Origin of the sequence: Halomonas sp., from assembly GCF_034520545.1 — a bacterium.
GTDB lineage: Bacteria > Pseudomonadota > Gammaproteobacteria > Pseudomonadales > Halomonadaceae > Halomonas.
On record NZ_JAXHNN010000014.1, the window covers coordinates 24,930 to 42,507 of the forward strand.

General features: G+C 63.5%; 15 protein-coding genes and 1 pseudogene. 4 read left to right on the forward strand and 12 right to left on the reverse strand.

What is annotated here, in order from left to right:
- Nucleotides 1-1,170: a TRAP transporter substrate-binding protein DctP gene (gene dctP, locus U5L98_RS15210; protein ID WP_322559153.1), complete on the reverse strand. Its 1,170-nt coding sequence runs from the start codon at nt 1,168-1,170 to the stop codon at nt 1-3.
- A 419-nt stretch (nt 1,171-1,589) separates the two neighbouring features.
- Here dctP and U5L98_RS15215 point away from each other — a divergent pair, with 419 nt between their 5' ends.
- Entirely contained in the window at nt 1,590-2,504 is a 915-nt protein-coding gene (locus U5L98_RS15215; RefSeq protein WP_322559154.1) for a DMT family transporter, read from the forward strand.
- Here the strand turns inward: U5L98_RS15215 and mtgA are convergent.
- The 4 genes and pseudogenes from mtgA to U5L98_RS15235 all read right to left on the reverse strand — a co-directional run bounded on the left by mtgA (nt 2,486) and on the right by U5L98_RS15235 (nt 6,424).
- A complete protein-coding gene (gene mtgA / locus U5L98_RS15220; protein ID WP_322559155.1) occupies nt 2,486-3,187 on the reverse strand; it encodes a monofunctional biosynthetic peptidoglycan transglycosylase in 702 nt (233 codons plus the stop codon). The two genes, U5L98_RS15215 and mtgA, sit on opposite strands and share 19 nt — an antisense overlap.
- Nucleotides 3,188-3,306: 119 nt before the next feature.
- Entirely contained in the window at nt 3,307-4,161 is an 855-nt protein-coding gene (gene fghA / locus U5L98_RS15225; protein WP_322559156.1) for an S-formylglutathione hydrolase, read from the reverse strand.
- A gap of 103 nt (nt 4,162-4,264) precedes the next feature.
- On the reverse strand, nt 4,265-5,374 hold the full coding sequence (locus tag U5L98_RS15230; RefSeq protein ID WP_322559157.1) for an S-(hydroxymethyl)glutathione dehydrogenase/class III alcohol dehydrogenase: 1,110 nt from the start codon (nt 5,372-5,374) through the stop codon (nt 4,265-4,267).
- Nucleotides 5,375-5,469: 95 nt separating this feature from the next.
- A pseudogene (locus tag U5L98_RS15235) lies at nt 5,470-6,424 on the reverse strand (IS1595 family transposase).
- A gap of 137 nt (nt 6,425-6,561) precedes the next feature.
- Between U5L98_RS15235 and U5L98_RS15240 the strand changes: the two are divergent.
- Nucleotides 6,562-7,452, forward strand: a complete 891-nt coding sequence (locus tag U5L98_RS15240; RefSeq protein WP_322559158.1) for a LysR family transcriptional regulator — start codon at nt 6,562-6,564, stop codon at nt 7,450-7,452.
- 59 nt (nt 7,453-7,511) lie between these two features.
- On the opposite strand, the gene U5L98_RS15245 is transcribed toward U5L98_RS15240, so the two are convergent.
- From U5L98_RS15245 to U5L98_RS15270, 6 genes are all read right to left on the reverse strand, one after another.
- Nucleotides 7,512-8,495: a branched-chain amino acid ABC transporter permease gene (locus tag U5L98_RS15245; RefSeq protein WP_322559159.1), complete on the reverse strand. Its 984-nt coding sequence runs from the start codon at nt 8,493-8,495 to the stop codon at nt 7,512-7,514.
- Nucleotides 8,496-8,499: 4 nt separating this feature from the next.
- Nucleotides 8,500-9,387 (reverse strand): branched-chain amino acid ABC transporter permease, encoded by an 888-nt coding sequence (locus tag U5L98_RS15250; protein WP_322559160.1) that lies wholly within the window; start codon nt 9,385-9,387, stop codon nt 8,500-8,502.
- 58 nt (nt 9,388-9,445) lie between these two features.
- Nucleotides 9,446-10,666, reverse strand: a complete 1,221-nt coding sequence (locus tag U5L98_RS15255; RefSeq protein ID WP_322559161.1) for an ABC transporter substrate-binding protein — start codon at nt 10,664-10,666, stop codon at nt 9,446-9,448.
- A gap of 90 nt (nt 10,667-10,756) precedes the next feature.
- Nucleotides 10,757-11,503, reverse strand: coding sequence for an ABC transporter ATP-binding protein (locus U5L98_RS15260; protein ID WP_322559162.1), 747 nt, complete (start codon nt 11,501-11,503; stop codon nt 10,757-10,759).
- Nucleotides 11,500-12,276, reverse strand: coding sequence for an ABC transporter ATP-binding protein (locus U5L98_RS15265; RefSeq protein WP_322559163.1), 777 nt, complete (start codon nt 12,274-12,276; stop codon nt 11,500-11,502). The genes U5L98_RS15260 and U5L98_RS15265 overlap by 4 nt, the downstream gene beginning before the upstream one ends.
- 291 nt (nt 12,277-12,567) lie before the next feature.
- Entirely contained in the window at nt 12,568-13,947 is a 1,380-nt protein-coding gene (locus tag U5L98_RS15270) for an L-serine ammonia-lyase (RefSeq protein ID WP_322559164.1), read from the reverse strand.
- A gap of 165 nt (nt 13,948-14,112) precedes the next feature.
- On the opposite strand from U5L98_RS15270, the gene U5L98_RS15275 reads away from it, so the two are divergent.
- A complete protein-coding gene (locus tag U5L98_RS15275; protein WP_322559165.1) occupies nt 14,113-15,051 on the forward strand; it encodes a LysR substrate-binding domain-containing protein in 939 nt (312 codons plus the stop codon).
- 94 nt (nt 15,052-15,145) lie between these two features.
- A complete protein-coding gene (locus U5L98_RS15280) occupies nt 15,146-15,409 on the forward strand; it encodes a hypothetical protein (protein ID WP_322559166.1) in 264 nt (87 codons plus the stop codon).
- Between the two features lie 94 nt (nt 15,410-15,503).
- Here the strand turns inward: U5L98_RS15280 and rpoD are convergent, their stop codons facing one another.
- A complete protein-coding gene (gene rpoD, locus U5L98_RS15285; RefSeq protein ID WP_322559167.1) occupies nt 15,504-17,345 on the reverse strand; it encodes an RNA polymerase sigma factor RpoD in 1,842 nt (613 codons plus the stop codon).
- Between the last annotated feature and the right edge of the window lie 233 nt (nt 17,346-17,578).

Consider the following 17,578-nt stretch of genomic DNA (forward strand, 5'->3'; position numbering starts at 1 on the left):
TCAGCCGTTGAGTTCGTAGCCCTTGATGTCCTCCTCGGTGATCAGTGCCACCGCGGGATCCATCATGGTATCCAGGTGCGCCTTGAAGAGCCGTGCGGCATCCGCATCCTTGTTGGCCCACTTGAACCACAGCGGGATAGCCGCCTCGCGGAAGCGATTGCCGTCCTCCTCGGTGAGGTGGATGATCTCCACACCCTTCTCGCGATACTTCGGCCAGGCCTCGGCATTGGCTTTCTGGATCGCCGCGTAGTGCTCGCGGGAATACGCGGCCACCAGATCATGCATGAGGTCCTGGGTCTGCGGCGTCATGCGCTCGAAGGTGCGACGATTGACGGAGATATCCATGAGGTCGACGGCCTGGTGCAGGCAGGGCGTGGAGGGCGGGCCCATGATGATGTAGTCGGCGACCTGCCAGAAGCCCAGTTCGAAGTTCACCGCGGCGCCGACGTAATCGGCGGCATCGATGGTGCCCTTCTCCAGTGCCGGATAGACCTCGGAGCCCGGCAGCAGGGTGGTCTGGGCGCCGATGGAGGCGAACGTCTCGGCCACGATCCCGCCCGGCATGCGCAACTTGATCCCTTTGAAATCGTCGAAGCTGCGTAGCGGTTTCTTGGAGTGGATCAGGTTCATGTCGTGGTGGACATAACCGAGCAGTTCCTGGCCCTGCTTACGGTAGAGGTCCTTGGCGATGCCGAAACCGCCGTAAGCGCCAAACATCATGTCCCACTGGTGGGGTACGGAGAGCCCCATCGGGTAGGCAGTCAGGAATACGCCGGCCGGCATCTTGCCGGGCCAGTAGACGGTGAACCAGTTCTGGCCGTCGAGGACGCCGTTACGCACGGCATCGGCCACCTCAAAGGCCCCGGCCACAGCACCGGCCGGGAAGGGCTCGATGCGTACCTCGCCACCCGTCGCCTCGGCGACGCCGGCGGCCCACTCCTCGAAAACCCTGTAGCCGGTGGTACCCGGCTGCCAGGAGGACTGCATGCGGATACGGATGCCCTCCTGCGCCTGGACATTGCCGACCCAAGGGGCCGCGACGGCTGCTGCGGAACCAACGGCAGCGGCCTTCAGGAAGTTACGCCGGCTCGGCGTCTTGAACTGCTCGAGAACTTTGGTGTTGTCGGTGTCGACGGAAGAGATGCTTGACGGCTGCTTGTCGTCTTGCATGGCATGAACTCCTGGTTGGATAGTGCGCCCGCACTCAGAAGCGGACAGCAACGGGATCTTGTTGTTGTCATCCATGGCCCATCACGCACGCCAGTGTCCTCTGAGGATTCACCGGGCGGCTAGTACCGCTTTCCCTGCGGGCTCAGGAAGGTCTCGTTAATCTGGAAACGACTTCCAATATTAAAAGTAGCGAAAAGACCGGCCCCGGCCAATAGCGACTTTCAACGCAGAAGGTCTTCGAATATTGGTCAGACCAAGCGATTAAAACAGGCAACACCCTGTCCAACCAGGCAAAAACTTGGTCTTACCAATTTTCCACCGAGGCTTCGCCTACGACCAAAGCACGAGCCATGAAATTGGCATCGCCTGCGCCTTACCGCGATGATGCCCCCATCCCCTGATCCTGGAAGCTCCTTGCCATGACATCGGAACGTCACCGCCAAGCCTTGCTGACCGCCATGCCCATCCTTTTCGTGGCCCTGTGGAGCACCGGCTTCATTGGCGCCAAGTTCGGCCTTCCCCACGCCGAGCCTTTCACCTTTCTTTTCGTACGCTTCGTGCTGACCCTTGCCCTGCTGGTACCGCTGGCACACTGGATTTCCGATGAGTGGCCGCAAGGTGCGAGGCTCTGGGGACATATCGCGATATCCGGCCTGCTGGTCCACGGCGCCTACCTGGGCGGCGTCTTCTACAGCATCTACCAAGGCATGCCGGCGGGGCTGGCCGCCCTGCTGGTGGGGTTGCAACCACTGCTGACCGCAGGGCTTGCCGGCCCTTTGCTGGGGGAACGGCTGGGACGCCTCCAGTGGCTGGGGCTGGTGATGGGACTCGCCGGCATCACCCTGGTGCTCGGCGGCAAGCTCGATCCGGGCGAGATGCTGTTCCAGGGGTTCGGCCTTGGGGCATTGGCGAGCGTCACGGTCGCGCTGGTCGGAATCTCGCTGGGCACGCTCTACCAGAAGCGCTTCTGCACCGGCATGCCCTTGCTTTCCGGCACCGTGGTGCAATATCTCGGCGCCGGGACGGTGCTGGGACTGGGTGCGCTGCTGTTCGAGACTCGGGAGATCGACTGGGCCCCCACCTTCCTGCTGACCCTGGCCTGGCTGGTGCTGGTGCTCTCAATTTCCGCCATCCTGCTGCTGATGGCACTTATCAAGCGTGGCGAGGCGTCGCGGGTGGCCAGCCTCTTCTATCTGGTCCCGCCGGTAACGGCGCTTGAGGCATGGTGGCTGTTCGACGAGCGCCTGCCGCCCCTGTCGCTGGTCGGCATGGCGATCGCTATCGCCGGGGTGGTGCTGGTAGTGAGAAGCGGCCCTCAGAGCCGATCGAGATAGGCGGCACCACCGAGGTTACGCATCTGCTGGCGGATCCAGACGCTGCGACGCTCCACCTGAGGGCTCGGATGCGCCGCATCGCGCCCGCGGGGATCGGGGAGGATCGCCGCCAAACGACTGGCCTGGACGTTGTTGAGCTGGCCGGCGGAGACACCGAAGTAGTGGCGGGAGGCGGCTTCGAGGCCGAATACTCCGTTGTCCCACTCGACGATATTGAGATAGACCTCGAGGATGCGCTGCTTGGGCCACAGCACCTCCATGAGCACGGTGAACCAGGCCTCGAGGCCCTTGCGCACCCAGCTGCGCCCGGTCCACAGGAAGAGATTCTTGGCGGTCTGCTGGCTGATGGTGCTGGCCCCGCGCAGGCGACCCCCGTTGCGGCTGACCTCCCAGGCGCGGCGCATTTCTCCCAAGTCGAAGCCGTAATGGAGCGGGAAGCGCTGGTCCTCGGCGGCGATCACCGCCATCTTGGCGCGGTCGGAGAGGTTCTCCCAGGGCTGCCACTGGTGGCGAATGTCGAGGGACTCCCCGGCGATCCAGGACTGAACCTGGCGCTCCACCATCACCATGGACCCGAACACCGGCACCACGCGAAACAGCAGTACCAGCATCAGGGAAACAACCACGAAGCCCAGCACAGTTCGCCATAGCACCCGCCACGCCAGCTGCCACCATCCCCTCATTGCGCCTCTCGCTCGACCATGGGCTCCCCTCGCTACTGCATGAATGTCCGCCAGTATAGCGACACCACTATCCCGAAGGGAGGCTGCCTGTCGTCACTCTGGTGCGAGTTTTTACCCACTCAACGCTTGTTCAGACGTTCGGCATGGTAGCGCAGGTGCTCCTCGATGAAGGTGGCGATGAAGAAGTAGCTGTGGTCATAGCCCGGCTGGCGCCTCAGGGTCAGCGGGTGGTCATGCTCGGCGCAGACCGCCTCGAGGCGATCGGGACAGAGCTGCTCCTCGAGGAAGTCATCGGCTTCGCCCTGGTCGATGAATAGCGGCTGGCTCGACGCCCCGCGGGCCACCAGCTCGCAGGCATCGTACTGGGTCCAGAGGCCGCGGTCCTCTCCCAGGTAGGCGGAAAAAGCCTTCTGTCCCCAGGGGCACTCGCTGGGATTGACGACCGGCGCGAAGGCCGACACCGAGCGATAGTGGCCGGGTCGCCGGAGCGCCAGGATCAGCGCCCCGTGCCCACCCATGGAGTGGCCGCTGATCGACTCACGGCCGTTGACCGGAAAATGTTGGCGCACCACCGAAGGCAGTTCCTCGGCCACGTAGTCATACATGCGGTAGTGCTTCTTCCAGGGCTGCCGGGTGGCGTTGACATAGAAGCCGGCCCCGCTACCGAAGTCATAGCTGTCGTCCTCGCCCGGCAGGTCGGTGCCTCGCGGGCTGGTGTCGGGGCAGACGATGGCCATGCCGAGCTCCGCGGCGACCCGATGGGCACCGGCCTTCTGCATGAAGTTCTCGTCGGTGCAGGTCAGCCCGGAAAGCCACCACAGCAGCGGCACCCTCCCCGCCTCAGCCTGGGGTGGCAGGTAGATGGCGAAGGTCATCTCGCAGTCCAGCGCCCGGGAGCGATGGCGATAGCGCTTGTGCCAGCCACCGAAGCTCTTGTTGGCCGATAACAGCTCGAGGTTCTCGGTCATGGTCATAACTCCCTCCAAGCGCTCAAGTGTTGAGCCCTTCGCGTGTTACGCAGCGTCGGGCGTGAGAGAAAGCGGCGCGTATTGGCCGTTCGCATTTTTCAGCCACGTATCAGTAATGAAGCACGGTACGGATACTCTCGCCCCGGTGCAGCAGCTCGAAGGCCTCGTTGATCTGCTCGAAGGGCATATCATGCGTGATGAAATCATCGATGTTGATCTCGCCCTTCATGTAGCGCTCCACATAGCCCGGCAGCTCGGTACGCCCCTTGACGCCGCCGAAGGCGGAGCCCTTCCAGACCCGACCGGTCACCAGTTGGAAGGGCCGTGTGCTGATCTCCTCACCGGCGCCGGCCACACCGATGATCACCGACTCGCCCCAGCCCTTGTGGCAACATTCCAGCGCCGAGCGCATGACCTTGACGTTGCCGATACACTCGAAGGAGTAGTCGACGCCGCCATCGGTCAAGTCGACGATCACCTGCTGGATGGGATCGGAGTGGTCCTTGGGGTTGACGAAGTCGGTGGCACCGAACTGCTTGGCGAGCGTGAATTTGTCCGGATTGACGTCGATGGCGATGATCCGCGAGGCCTTGGCCATCACAGCACCCTGGATCACCGCCAAGCCGATGGCGCCCAGGCCGAAGACGGCAATGGTAGAGCCCGGCTCCACCTTGGCGGTGTTCATCACCGCACCGATACCGGTGGTCACGCCGCAGCCCAGCAGGCAGATCTTGTCCATCGGTGCCGCCTTGGAGACCACGGCCAGCGAGACCTCGGGCAGCACCGTGTATTCGCTGAAGGTGGAGGTGCCCATGTAGTGGTGCAACATCTTGCCGTCCAGCGAGAAGCGTGAGGTACCATCCGGCATCACACCCTTGCCCTGGGTGGCGCGGACAGCACCACAGAGGTTGGTCTTGCCCGAGAGGCAGAACTTGCACTGGCCACATTCGGCCGTATAGAGCGGAATGACGTGGTCACCGGGGCGCACGCTGGTGACGCCCTCACCCACTTCCTGAACAACGCCAGCACCTTCATGCCCCAACACCGCCGGGAAATTGCCCTCCGGGTCGGCGCCGGAGAGGGTATAGGCATCGGTGTGGCAGACGCTGGTGGCGGCGATCTTCACCAACACCTCGCCGGCCTTGGGGCCCTCGACGTCGATCTCGACCAGTTCCAGGGGCTTGCCCGCTTCCAGGGCGACGGCGGCACGTGACTTCATGGCGCTTTCCTCATTCGATGTGTAGTGGACCTGAGGACAGTCTAGGCAATTCGGTGCCCTGGGATAAACTGCATCAAACTCATCACATTACCTGATTAGCAATGAAGCTCAGCCGACCGAATCACCCGCTGGGGCCGCGGCTTGCAGCGTACTGCGGCGATGAGCAGCCGTGTCGGCAGCACCCTGAGGTCGAAGCGGCGGTTGAAGCGATAGCTGAACGCGGCCAGATAGCGCGCCGCATATTTCTGGAAGCCGAAGGCATGGTACGCCCCTGAGAGGCTGGTCTTGAGATTACCGAGCACCGTATTGATCCAGTGAAACTCGGGCATGTCCTGGGGTTTGCGTCCCGCAACGACGGTGGGCTGATGCGTACATCCTGCGCTGGTGACGGCACCGAAGCAGGCCAGGCCATCGGAGTATACCGTGCTGCCAGGCCGCAGCGTCGTCTTGGCCCACTCGGCAATCGCCTCACGGCTGAAGGCCGCCACGGGGGTGAGCCTGACGAAGCGCGGATGGCCCGCGTCGTTGAGCGAGACGGCGGCCACGAAAGGCACCTTGTTCTCCGATCCGCGTCCCGGCCTTGCCGCCACGGTGCTCTCCGCCCAGGTAGGCATCGTCGACCTGGACCGGACCCTCGAGGACGTAGCGCGCCTCGCGCTCCGCCATCGCCTCCATCACCTTGTGGTGGATGAGCCAGGCCGTCGGGTAACTCACCCCGAGGTCACGCTTGAGGGCGAGCGACGACAGCCCGGTCTTGGCCTGGCTGATGAGGTGGATCGCCAGGAACCAGGTGGTCAACGGCAGCTTGGTGCCCTGCATCAGGGTGCCGGCGATCAGCGAGGTCTGGTGGCGACAGGCGCGGCACTGGAACAGCGTATGGTGGTGCCGGCGCACCCGGGAATAGGATGTGCCCTCGCAGCGCGGGCAGCGAAAGCCGTCCGGCCAGCGCGTCTGCTCCAACGCCGCCGTACACTGCGCTTCGGTCCCATAGCGCTCGAAAAACTCGGGCATCGACAGGCCGGGCTGAAACTGGATGGGGTTCATGGCCATGACGTCATCCTCCGCCTGAAAGCTATATACATATACAGTATAGCTTTTGTCGTCATGAGGGCAAACCGGGCTGACGATCATTGCTAATCAGGTCACATTATTGCCATACGGCAACAATAGCGTCGAAAGGAGTCAACATGCAGCACTGGGACCGGATCGAGGCCTTCATCGAGGTGGTGCGTGCGGGCACCTTTGCCGCGGCGGCCCGCCGCCTAAAGGTCTCCAGCTCCCATGTCAGCCGACTGGTCAGCCAGCTCGAGAACCAGCTGGGCACCACCCTGCTCTACCGCACCACGCGTCAGATTCGGCTCACCGAGGCCGGCACCCTCTACTACCAGCACTGCCATCACCTATTCGACAGTTTCCGCGAGGCCGAGGCTGCCGTGAAGGACCTTCAGGCGCGCCCCAGCGGGACCCTCAGCCTGACCTGCGCCACCACCTTCGGGGAGCGCTTCGTCGCGCCCCTGGTCAACGACTTTCAGTGCCGCTATCCACTGCTGGGGGTGCGCCTCCACTTAACCAATCGGCCGGTCGACCTGATCGACGAGGGCTTCGACATCGCGATCCGCATGGGCCATCTGGAAGATTCCTCGCTGATCGCCCGGCGGCTCTGCGAACGTCGCGAATACGTGGTCGGCTCGCCGGCCTACTTCACCCGGATGCCCCAGCCCCACTCGCTATCGGAGCTCTCCCGACACCGTTGCCTGGTAGGCTCGCGAGACCACTGGCGCTTCGCCGTCGAGGGCGTGCGCCGCGAGGTAAGGGTTGCGGGCACCTGGGAGGGTAACTCGGGGCCGGCCCTGCTGGACGCAGCCCTCAAGGGCCTGGGGCTTGCTCAGCTGCCCGACTATTACGTGGATCCCCACCTGACAAGCGGCGAGCTGGTCTCGGTCCTCGATGCCTATCGCCACGACGACACCGCAGTCTGGGCCGTTTATCCACACCATCGCCACCGTTCGCCCAAGGTGCATCAATTTATCGATTACCTGGTGACGCATATCCATGGACTTTTGCCCATGCGCCGCTGAGCCTCCCTACGACAACGGGCGCCCCGAGGGGCGCCCGTTGTCGTTCTGGCCGTTCAAGCCTATTTGAAGTTCTTGCGCACCATCTTCTGGATCTCGCCGACGATGCCGCTGCGGAAACTCAGCACGCAAACCACGAAGATCAAGCCGAGGATCACGCTCACCCAGTTGCCCATCGGCGACTGGGCCAGTTGATGTTGCAGGCTCACCACCAGGCCGGCACCCACCGCGGGGCCGAAGAGAGTGCCGACGCCGCCCAGCAGAGTCATCAGGATCACCTCGCCGGACATGTGCCAGTGGGCATCGGTCAGCGAGGCGAGCTGAAAGACCACCGTCTTGGTGGAACCTGCCAGGCCCGCCAGGCCCGCTGAGAGCACGAAGGCCACCAGCTTGTAGGCATCCACGTTGTAGCCCAGCGAGACTGCCCGCGGCTCGTTCTCGCGAATCGCCTTCAACACCTGGCCGAAGGGGGAATGCACGGCGCGCTGGATGATGGCGAAGCCGATCACGAAGACCGCTAACACGAAGTAGTACATGTTGAGGTTGTCGCGAAGGCTGATCAGCCCGAAAAGCTCGCCCCGCGGCACGCCATGCAGGCCGTCTTCGCCGCCGGTGAAGGGCGCCTGGATGAAGAAGAAGAACATCATCTGCGCCAGGGCCAGGGTCACCATCGCGAAATAGATCCCCTGGCGGCGGATCGACAGCACCCCGAAGAAGGTGCCGAGCACCACGGCGGCGAACGTGCCGACCAGGATGCCCAACTCCGGGGTCAGCCCCGGGTAGCTCGCCAGCATAATGCCGGTGAAGTAACCACCGGTGGCCAGGAAGGCAGCGTGCCCGAAGGAGAGCAGGCCGGCATAGCCAAGCAGCAGGTTGAAGGCGCACGCGAACAGCGCGAAGCACAGCAGTTTCATCAGGAACACCGGGTAGATCGCAAACGGCGCCAGCAGGCCAATCACGATCAGCACCAGGTAGAGGGTGTTACGACGCAGCCGGGCGTTGCGCTGCCGCTGCATGGCCGGGGTCAATTGTTGGGTCGTGGCCATCACGTCATGCCTCCTTGCCGAAGAGTCCCGCGGGGCGCAGCAACAGCACCAGGATCATCACCAGGAAGATCACGGTGTTGGCCGCCTCGGGGTAGTAGACCTTGGTGAGGCCTTCGATCAGGCCCATGGCCAGGCCGGTGATAACGGCTCCCAGGATGGAGCCCATGCCGCCGATTACCACCACGGCGAAGACCACGATCAACAGACTCGAGCCCATGGTCGGCGACACCGGATAGAGCGGGGCGGCCAGCACACCGGCGAAGGCGGCCAGCGCCACGCCGAAGCCGTAGGTCAGAGTGATCAGCAGCGGCACGTTGACTCCGAAGGCCTGCATCATCGCAGGGTTCTCGGTGCCGGCCCGGAGGTAGGCACCGAGACGGGTGCGTTCGATGACGAACCAGGTACCCAGGCAGACCACCAACGCCGCCACCAGTACCCAGCCGCGGTAGGTGGGCAGGAACATGAAGCCCAGGTTCATCCCGCCCTGCAGGGCCTCGGGTGTCGGATAGCTCGATCCCGACACCCCGAAGAAGTTGATCAGGGTGCCCTCGAAGATCAGTGCCAGACCGAAGGTCAGCAGCAGCCCGTAGAGGTGATCGAGATGCGCGATACGCCGCAGGATCAGGCGCTCGATCAGCATGCCGAACCCGCCCACTACCAGCGGCACCAGCAGCAGCGCTGCCCAATAGTTGAGCCCCAGATATTGCAAGCCCATCAGCGCGACGAAGGCCCCCAGCATGTACTGGGCCCCGTGGGCGAAGTTGACGATCTTCAACAGGCCGAAGATGATCGCCAGGCCCAGGCTGAGCAGGGCATAAAAGGCACCGTTGATCAGGCCCAGCATCAGCTGGCCCATGAACACCATCAACGGCACCCCAAAAATCATTGTCATGTCATGGACCTCCCGTCAGAGGGGCGGCGGCCGAAGCCGCCGCCAGTTCCGCCCGTGCTCAGTTGTTGACCAGGTCACATTGGCTCTCAGAGAGCGGCCTGTAGGCCTCCTCAGCGGGGATGGTGGCGAGAATCTCGTAGAGATCCCACTCGCCGGTGGACTCCTCCGGAGACTTCACTTCGGCGAGATACATGTCGTGGACCATGCGACCATCCTCGCGGATGCGACCATTGCGAGCAAAGAAATCATTGATCGGGCCATCGGCCATCTGCTCCCGAACCGCCTCGGCGCTGTCGGTGTCCGCGGCGTCCACGGCCTTCAGGTAGTGCATGGTGCTGGAGTAGACCCCCGCCTGGACCATGGTCGGCATGCGTTCAGTGCGCTCGTAGTAACGCTCGGCCCATTCGCGCGCCTGGTCATCCATGTTCCAGTACCAGCCGGTGGTGAGCAGCAGGCCCTGGGTTTTTTCGAGGCCCAGGGAGTGGACGTCGTTGAGGAAGATCAGCAGGCCGGCGAGCTGCTGACCGGCCTGAACCACGCCGAACTGGCTGGCGGTGGTAATGGCGTTGACGGTATCGGAGCCAGCATTGGCCAGGCCGATGATGTCGGCACCGGAGCCCTGAGCCTGCAGGATGTAGGACGAGAAGTCGTTGGTCGGGAAGGGGTGACGGATCGTGCCGACGATCTCGCCGCCGTTGTCTTCCACCACCTTGGTCACGTCGCCCTCCAGGGCGTGGCCGAAGGCGTAGTCGGCGGTGAGCATGAACCAGGTTTCGCCGCCCTGCTCGACCACCGCCTTGGCCGTGCCGTTGGCCAGCGGGTAGGTGTCGTAGACCCAGTGGATATGGTTGGGCGTGCAGTGCTCGTTGGTAATGCTGGAGGCTGCCGAGCCGGAGATGATGGCGAGGCTGTCGCTGCCGTCGAGCAGCTTGGTCACGGCGATGGAGACCGAGGAGGCCACCATGCCGGCCACCAGGTCGACATTCTCCTGGTCCAACCAGCCGCGCACGGTGTTGGCGCCCACGTCGGCACTGTTGCGGTCGTCGGCGCTGAACACCTCGATGGGCACGCCATTGACCTCGCCACCGAAATCCTCGACGGCCATCATCAAGGCTTCGAGACCGCCGGGCCCGGCGAGATCCCGGTAAGTACCAGACATGTCGGCCAGATAGCCGATACGTACTTCATCGTCACTCATCTGGGCCTGAACACCGCTGGCCATCAGAGTGGCGGCGGCAAGGGCGATGCTGCTGGCAAGTGTCTTCTTGTTGAAGTTCATGGTCTCATCTCCGTAGCCCCAATAGGGGCGGGTTTGTTGTCGATGCGAGTTGCATTGCGGTGGATGAACTGCAGGGAGGACGGCGAGCCGTCATACCCCCAGCAGGGAGTTGAGGTGCTCGCGCCGCGAGGGCAGCTCGGCGGCACTGATCTCCTCGATGATGGTACCGTGCTCCATCACGAAATGGCGGTCGGCCAACGGCGCGGCAAAACGGAAGTTCTGCTCCACCAGCACGATGGTCATGCCACGCTCCTTGAGCTTGACCAATACCTCGCCCAGCGCCTGGACGATGACCGGGGCCAACCCCTCGGTGATCTCGTCGAGCAGCAGCAGCCGTGCACCGGTACGCAGGATGCGCGCCATGGCCAGCATCTGCTGCTCGCCCCCGGAGAGCCGGGTGCCCTGGCTGCGGCGGCGCTCATAGAGGTTGGGGAACATCGCGTAGATGTCGTCGAGGGACATCCCTCCGGAGCGCACGGTGGGCGGCAGCAGCAGGTTCTCCTCGACGTCGAGGCTGGCGAAGATGCCGCGCTCCTCGGGGCAGTAGCCAATGCCCAGCCGCGGGATGCGATGGGGCTTCATGCCCAAGGTCTCGTTGCCGTTGATCATGATCGAGCCGGTGCGCCGACCGACCATGTTCATGATCGACTTGAGGGTGGTGCTACGCCCGGCGCCATTGCGCCCCAGCAGGGTCACTAACTCGCCGCGCTTCACGTCGAAATCGACGCCGTGGAGGATATGCGACTCGCCATAGAAAGCGTGCAGGTCGCTAACCCGCAGCATCTCGGCACCGTCATGGTCTTGATACTCGCTAATCGCCTCGGCTGCCTGACTCATGCGCTGGCCTCCTCTTCTTCTGCCGCATCGCTGCCCATGTAGGCCTCGCGCACCAGGGGGTTGCGCGATACCTCCTGGTAGTCGCCTTCGGCCAGCACGCTACCGCGCGCCAGCACGGTGATGCGGTCGCACAGCCGACTCACCACGCTGAGGTTATGCTCGACCATCAGCACGGTACGGCCTTTCGAGACGCGCCGGATCAGCTCGACGATGCGGTCGACGTCTTCGGCCCCCATCCCCTGGGTGGGCTCGTCGAGCAGCATCAGCGTGGGATCCAGGGCCAGAGTGGTCGCCACCTCCAGGGCCCGCTTGCGCCCATAGGGCATCTCGACGGTAAGCACATCGGCGTACTCGCGCAGCCCTACCTCCTCGAGGAGTTCCAGGGCGCGGTCATTCAGGTGATCGAGGCTCTTCTCGGATTTCCAGAAATGGAAGGAGGTGCCCAGCTTGCGCTGCAGCGCGACCCGCACGTTCTCCATGGCAGTCATGTGGGCGAACACCGCCGATATCTGGAAGGAGCGTACCAGTCCTAGCCGGGCGATCTCGTTGGCCTTCATGTTGGTGATAGGCTTGCCGCGATAGAGAATCTCGCCGCGGGTGGGCGGAAGAAACTTGGTAAGCAGGTTGAAGACGGTGGTCTTGCCGGCCCCGTTGGGGCCGATCAGGGCATGGATATGCCCGTCTCGAACCTGCAGGTTGACGTCGTCCACGGCGGTGAAGCCGCGAAATTCCTTGGTCAACCCGCGAGTTTCCAGTATGAACTCCTGGGTCATGTTTCGTCCTCTCTGGATCGCTCGGGCGATCCGCCGTGGATGCTGTTGTCGTTGTTGTCGGCCATTGTCGTTGTTGTGCCGGTTCCGGTACCGAGGGCCCGGGTGACACTTTACGTTAACGTAAGCTAGAGGACTGACCGCGGCACGGCAACAGGAGAAGCACCGAACTCGACCAATGGTGTAGACACCCGCGTGATCAATAGCTTGCAAACTGTCGGGCAAAAAAAGGCGCGATACCCCTTGCGGGGCATCGCGCCTGGTCTGGCTAGGGCCGGTACTACCCGGCAGCCGTCAGCACTCTATGGCATTGACAGCCAGGCCGCCGCGGGAAGTCTCCTTGTACTTCTCCTGCATATCGGCACCGGTATCACGCATGGTGCGGATGGCATGATCCAGGGAGACGAAGTGCTCGCCGTCGCCGCGCAGGGCCATTCGCGCGGCATTGATGGCCTTGACCGAGGCAATGGCGTTGCGCTCGATGCAGGGCACCTGCACCAGACCACCGATCGGGTCGCAGGTCAGCCCCAGGTTGTGCTCCAGACCTATCTCGGCGGCATTCTCCACCTGGCCCACGCTGCCGCCCATCACCTCGGCAAGGCCGGCGGCGGCCATGGCGCAGGCCGAGCCGACCTCTCCCTGACAGCCCACCTCGGCACCGGAAATCGAAGCATTCTTCTTGCACAGGATCCCCACGGCCCCGGCAGTTAGCAGGAAGTCCACCACTTCGCGTTCGCAGGCATCGGGCTGGAACTTCATGTAATAGTGCAGCACCGCCGGGATGATCCCCGCCGCGCCGTTGGTCGGGGCAGTGACCATGCGGCCGCCAGCGGCGTTCTCCTCGTTCACCGCCAAAGCGTAGACGTTGACCCAGTCCATGGCCGAGAAGGTCGAGGCGATCAGGCTTTCATCGCCATCCAGGGCCAGCAGTCGCCGGTGCAATGATGCCGCCCGGCGCCGGACCTCGAGCCCTCCGGGCAGCACGCCCTCGGCGGCAAGTCCCTTCTGCACGCAGGCCTGCATGGCCTGCCAGATCTTCCACAGACCGGCGCGCACTTCAGCTTCGCTGCGCCATGCCTTCTCGTTCTCCAGCATCAACTCACTGATGCGCAGGCCATGCATCCGGCACAGCGCCATCAACTCGGCGGCGGAATGGAAATCGTAGGGCAGGGCCGTGGTGTCGCTGTCCAGTTCCCCGGAACTCGCCTGAGCCTCGTCGACCACGAATCCCCCTCCCACGGAGTAGTAGACGTTGCGATGGAGCATATCCTCGTTGCCATGAGCGACCAGAGTCAGAGCGTTAGGATGGTAGGGCAGGCTCTCGTCATGCCACTGCAGGTCACGGGTCCAGTGGAAGGGAATCGGCTGGTGGCCATCGAGCTGCAGGGTCCGGGACTCGAGCAGCGTCTCGATGCGAGGAGCGACGATAGACGGGTCGATGTGCGATGGATGTTCGCCCATCAGCCCCATGATCACCGCCCGGTCGGTGCCGTGGCCCTTGCCGGTAGCGGAGAGTGAGCCATGCAGATGAATCTCGAGGCGCGTCACACGCTCAAGCAGGTCGCGACCCTTCAGCACCTGGACAAAATCATGGGCCGCCGCCATCGGGCCCACGGTGTGGGAGCTCGAGGGTCCGATGCCGATCTTGAACAGGTCGAAGACACTGATTGCCATGGGAAAAGCCTCGCGTTACTGACTGGGTGGCCTGGACGGAAGGTAGCCGTCAGTTCAGCGTTACTGAACATTGCTGGCCTTGGATAAGCCTTGAGCCTATGCTGGTGCGCCACGCCTTCGATGGCAAACCAGAATATCTTGCCTACAGTATAGTCACGCTAAACCATGAGCCGACTTCTGCACGCCCAGACCCACGCCTGGCTGAAGGTCTTTGCCGTCAGCGCCCGCCACCTCTCCTTCACCCGGGCGGCGGAGGAGCTGCATGTCACCACCGGCGCGGTGAGCCAGCAGATCAAGCAGTTGGAGGAGCGCTTGGGGTTCAAGCTGTTCCGGCGCCTGCCCCGTCGACTGGAGCTGACCGAGGAGGGACGGCGATTGGCCACGGTGGTGGACGAAGCCTACCAGGCCGTGAGCCTGGAAGTGCGACGACTGCGCAGCGGGGTGATGAGTGGGGTGATCCGCCTACGCTCGGTACCCTCCTTCCTGCACAAGTGGCTGATGCCGCGCCTGCCCAGGCTGCAGGCACGCTTTCCCGACATCGAGCTGCATGTCAGGGCCGAGGACAGCAGCCTCTCGCTACGCGACGGGGATTTCGACCTAGCCCTCGACCTCAATGACGGCCACATCCCGGGACTCGCCATCACGCCATTGATGGAAGAGCGCATCTTTCCGGTCTGCGCTCCCGCCCTGTTGCGGGGCCGCCCTCCACTTCGCCATCCGGCCGATCTGGCCTGGTACCCGCTGTTGCACGACGTCACCGCCTGGCGCGGCAGTCACGAGCATGCCGAGTGGGAGCGCTACCTCGAGGCCATCGAGGCCCCGCCCCTCAACCTGCGACGTGGCTACACCTTCAACCGCAACCACCTGACCATGGAGGCCGCCATCGCCGGCATGGGGGTGGCCATCGCGCGTCAGACGCTGATACGCGGCGAACTGCAGAACGGAACGCTGATCGCCCCCTTCGCGCAACGGGTGCCCACTGGCATGCGCTACGGCATCGTGCATGCTCCAGGCGTCCTGGACGATCGTAGGGTGGCGGGGGTGCATGACTGGATCGTCGAGGAAGCACGCCGGAGCGCCTCGGCAGGCGTGCCGGTCGAGTAGGCACACCAAAGGCCAGGGCGCTACAATGTCAGACACTTGGACGTCATGATTGAGCGGATTCACGATGCATTCCCGCCCTCCCCCAGAACGCCCCATGCCGATCGGTTTCGCCGCAACTTGCCTGAGGGCCACACTGTATATCCTGCTGGTGGTCGGTATTGCCCAGGGCGTCTACTACGAGGCGCTCACCCTGCCCGAGGACCGATTCTCGGAACGGGGCTTCATCGAACTGGCCCAGACGGGCCTGCTGTTCCTCTCGACGCTCCTGCTGCTCTATGTGAGAGCCGGGCTTCGCGAACTACCGAAAGTCAGCCTGCTGCTGGCCCGCCGCTGGGCCCTGGCGCGTCGCGCCGGCTGACGCGACGAGGCTCCCCCGATGCAACAAGCCCCGCAGGTGATGCCTGCGGGGCTTGTCGTTTGAGGCGGGCGTGATGCCCTGTGCTTTGTCGCCGCTACTCGTCGAGGAAGGAGCGCAGCGGCTCGGAGCGGCTGGGGTGACGCAGCTTGCGCAGCGCCTTGGCCTCGATCTGGCGAATCCGCTCGCGGGTGACGTCGAACTGCTTGCCGACCTCCTCGAGGGTGTGGTCGGTGTTCATGTCGATGCCGAAACGCATACGCAACACCTTCGCCTCGCGAGCGGTAAGACCGCCTAGCACGTTGCGTGTGGCCTCGATCAGCCCCTCGCCGGTCGCCGAGTCGATGGGCAACAGGATGGTACCGTCCTCGATGAAGTCGCCCAGATGCGAGTCGTCGTCGTCACCGATGGGCGTCTCCATGGAGATCGGCTCCTTGGCGATCTTGAGCACCTTGCGCACCTTGTCCTCGGGCATCTCCAGACGCTCACCAAGCTCTTCCGGGGTCGGTTCACGCCCCATCTCCTGCAACATCTGGCGCGAGACGCGATTGAGCTTGTTGATGGTCTCGATCATGTGCACCGGAATGCGGATGGTGCGCGCCTGATCGGCAATCGAACGCGTGATCGCCTGACGAATCCACCAGGTAGCGTAGGTGGAAAACTTGTAGCCGCGGCGATACTCGAACTTGTCCACCGCCTTCATCAGGCCGATATTGCCCTCCTGGATCAGGTCCAGGAACTGCAGGCCGCGGTTGGTGTACTTCTTGGCGATGGAGATCACCAGGCGCAGGTTGGCCTCGACCATCTCCTTTTTGGCCCGCCGCGCCTTGGCCTCACCGATGGAGAGCCGACGGTTGACCTCCTTGATCTCGGTCACCGGCAGCTGGATCATCTCCTCTTCGAAGGCGATCTTGCGCTGGGCCCGCTGGATGTCGCCTCGCAGCGGTGCCAAGCGCGCCGCATATCTCGGGCTGGCGGCGCTGAACTCGTCGAGCCACTCGGGATTCGACTCACTGCCCGGGAAGGCCTTGATGAAGGTCTTGCGCGGCACCTTTGCCTTCTTCACGCACAGCTGCAGGATCGCTTTTTCCTGGGTCCGCACCTGCTCGACGCTGATGCGTACCTGCCCCACCAACCGCTCGAAATGCTTGGGCACCAGCTTGATCGGAGAGAACAGCTGGGCGAGACGCGCTAGCTCTTCCTGGGCCTCCTTGGAACCACGCCCCTGGGCCTCGATGGCGGCCTGCGCCGCGGCGTTCTGCTCGCGGATCTGCTCGAAGCGCGCTCGAGCCTCCTCGGGATCGGGGCCGCCGGTGGTCTCCTCCTCGGCCTCGTCATCCTCGTCGTCGGCATCGCCTTCGGCCTCGTCGCGAGGCTCCTCTTCGGGAACCTCCGCCTCGGCCACGCCGGGAATGCCCTCGTCGGGATCGATGAAGCCGGAGAAGAGATCGGAGAGACGCCCGGGGGCCTCCTCGTCCTGGGTGGCATCGTAGGCCTCGAGAATGGAATCCACGGCACCGGGCAGGTAGGCCAGCGCCGACATCACCTCGCGAGTGCCCTCCTCGATCCGCTTGGCGATCTCGATCTCGCCTTCGCGGGTCAGCAGCTCTACCGTTCCCATCTCGCGCATGTACATGCGCACGGGATCCGTGGTGCGGCCAACGTCGCTCTCCACGGCGGCGAGCGCGGCGACGGCTTCTTCAGCGGCCGACTCGTCCGTGGAGTGATCCGACATCATCAGAGTGTCTTCATCGGGAGCTTCCTCAACGACACTGATACCCATGTCGTTGATCATGCCGATGATGTCTTCCACTTGATCCGGGTCGGCGATATCCTCGGGAAGGTGGTCGTTGACCTCGGCATAGGTCAGGAAGCCCTGTTCCTTGCCGCGCGCGATCAACTCCTTCAGACGTGACTGCTGCTGCGCATTTCCAGCCATAGAAACCCTATCTCGACGAAGAAGAATGAAGCACCTGAAGCACTGAGGCGGTAAAAACTCGATAAGCCGAACAGTATAGCGGGTGAAACCACCTTTCTGCCAGTTCGGTGTATTTGCGCGGTCATTCAGGTGTGTTAGGTTGTCAGGTTGTGCCGTTCATGGGCATTTGATCTTATGTGGTGATAGTAGGAGAGAATTCAACCCTGCCGCCAATTTCCCGAGGCAGGAAAGCG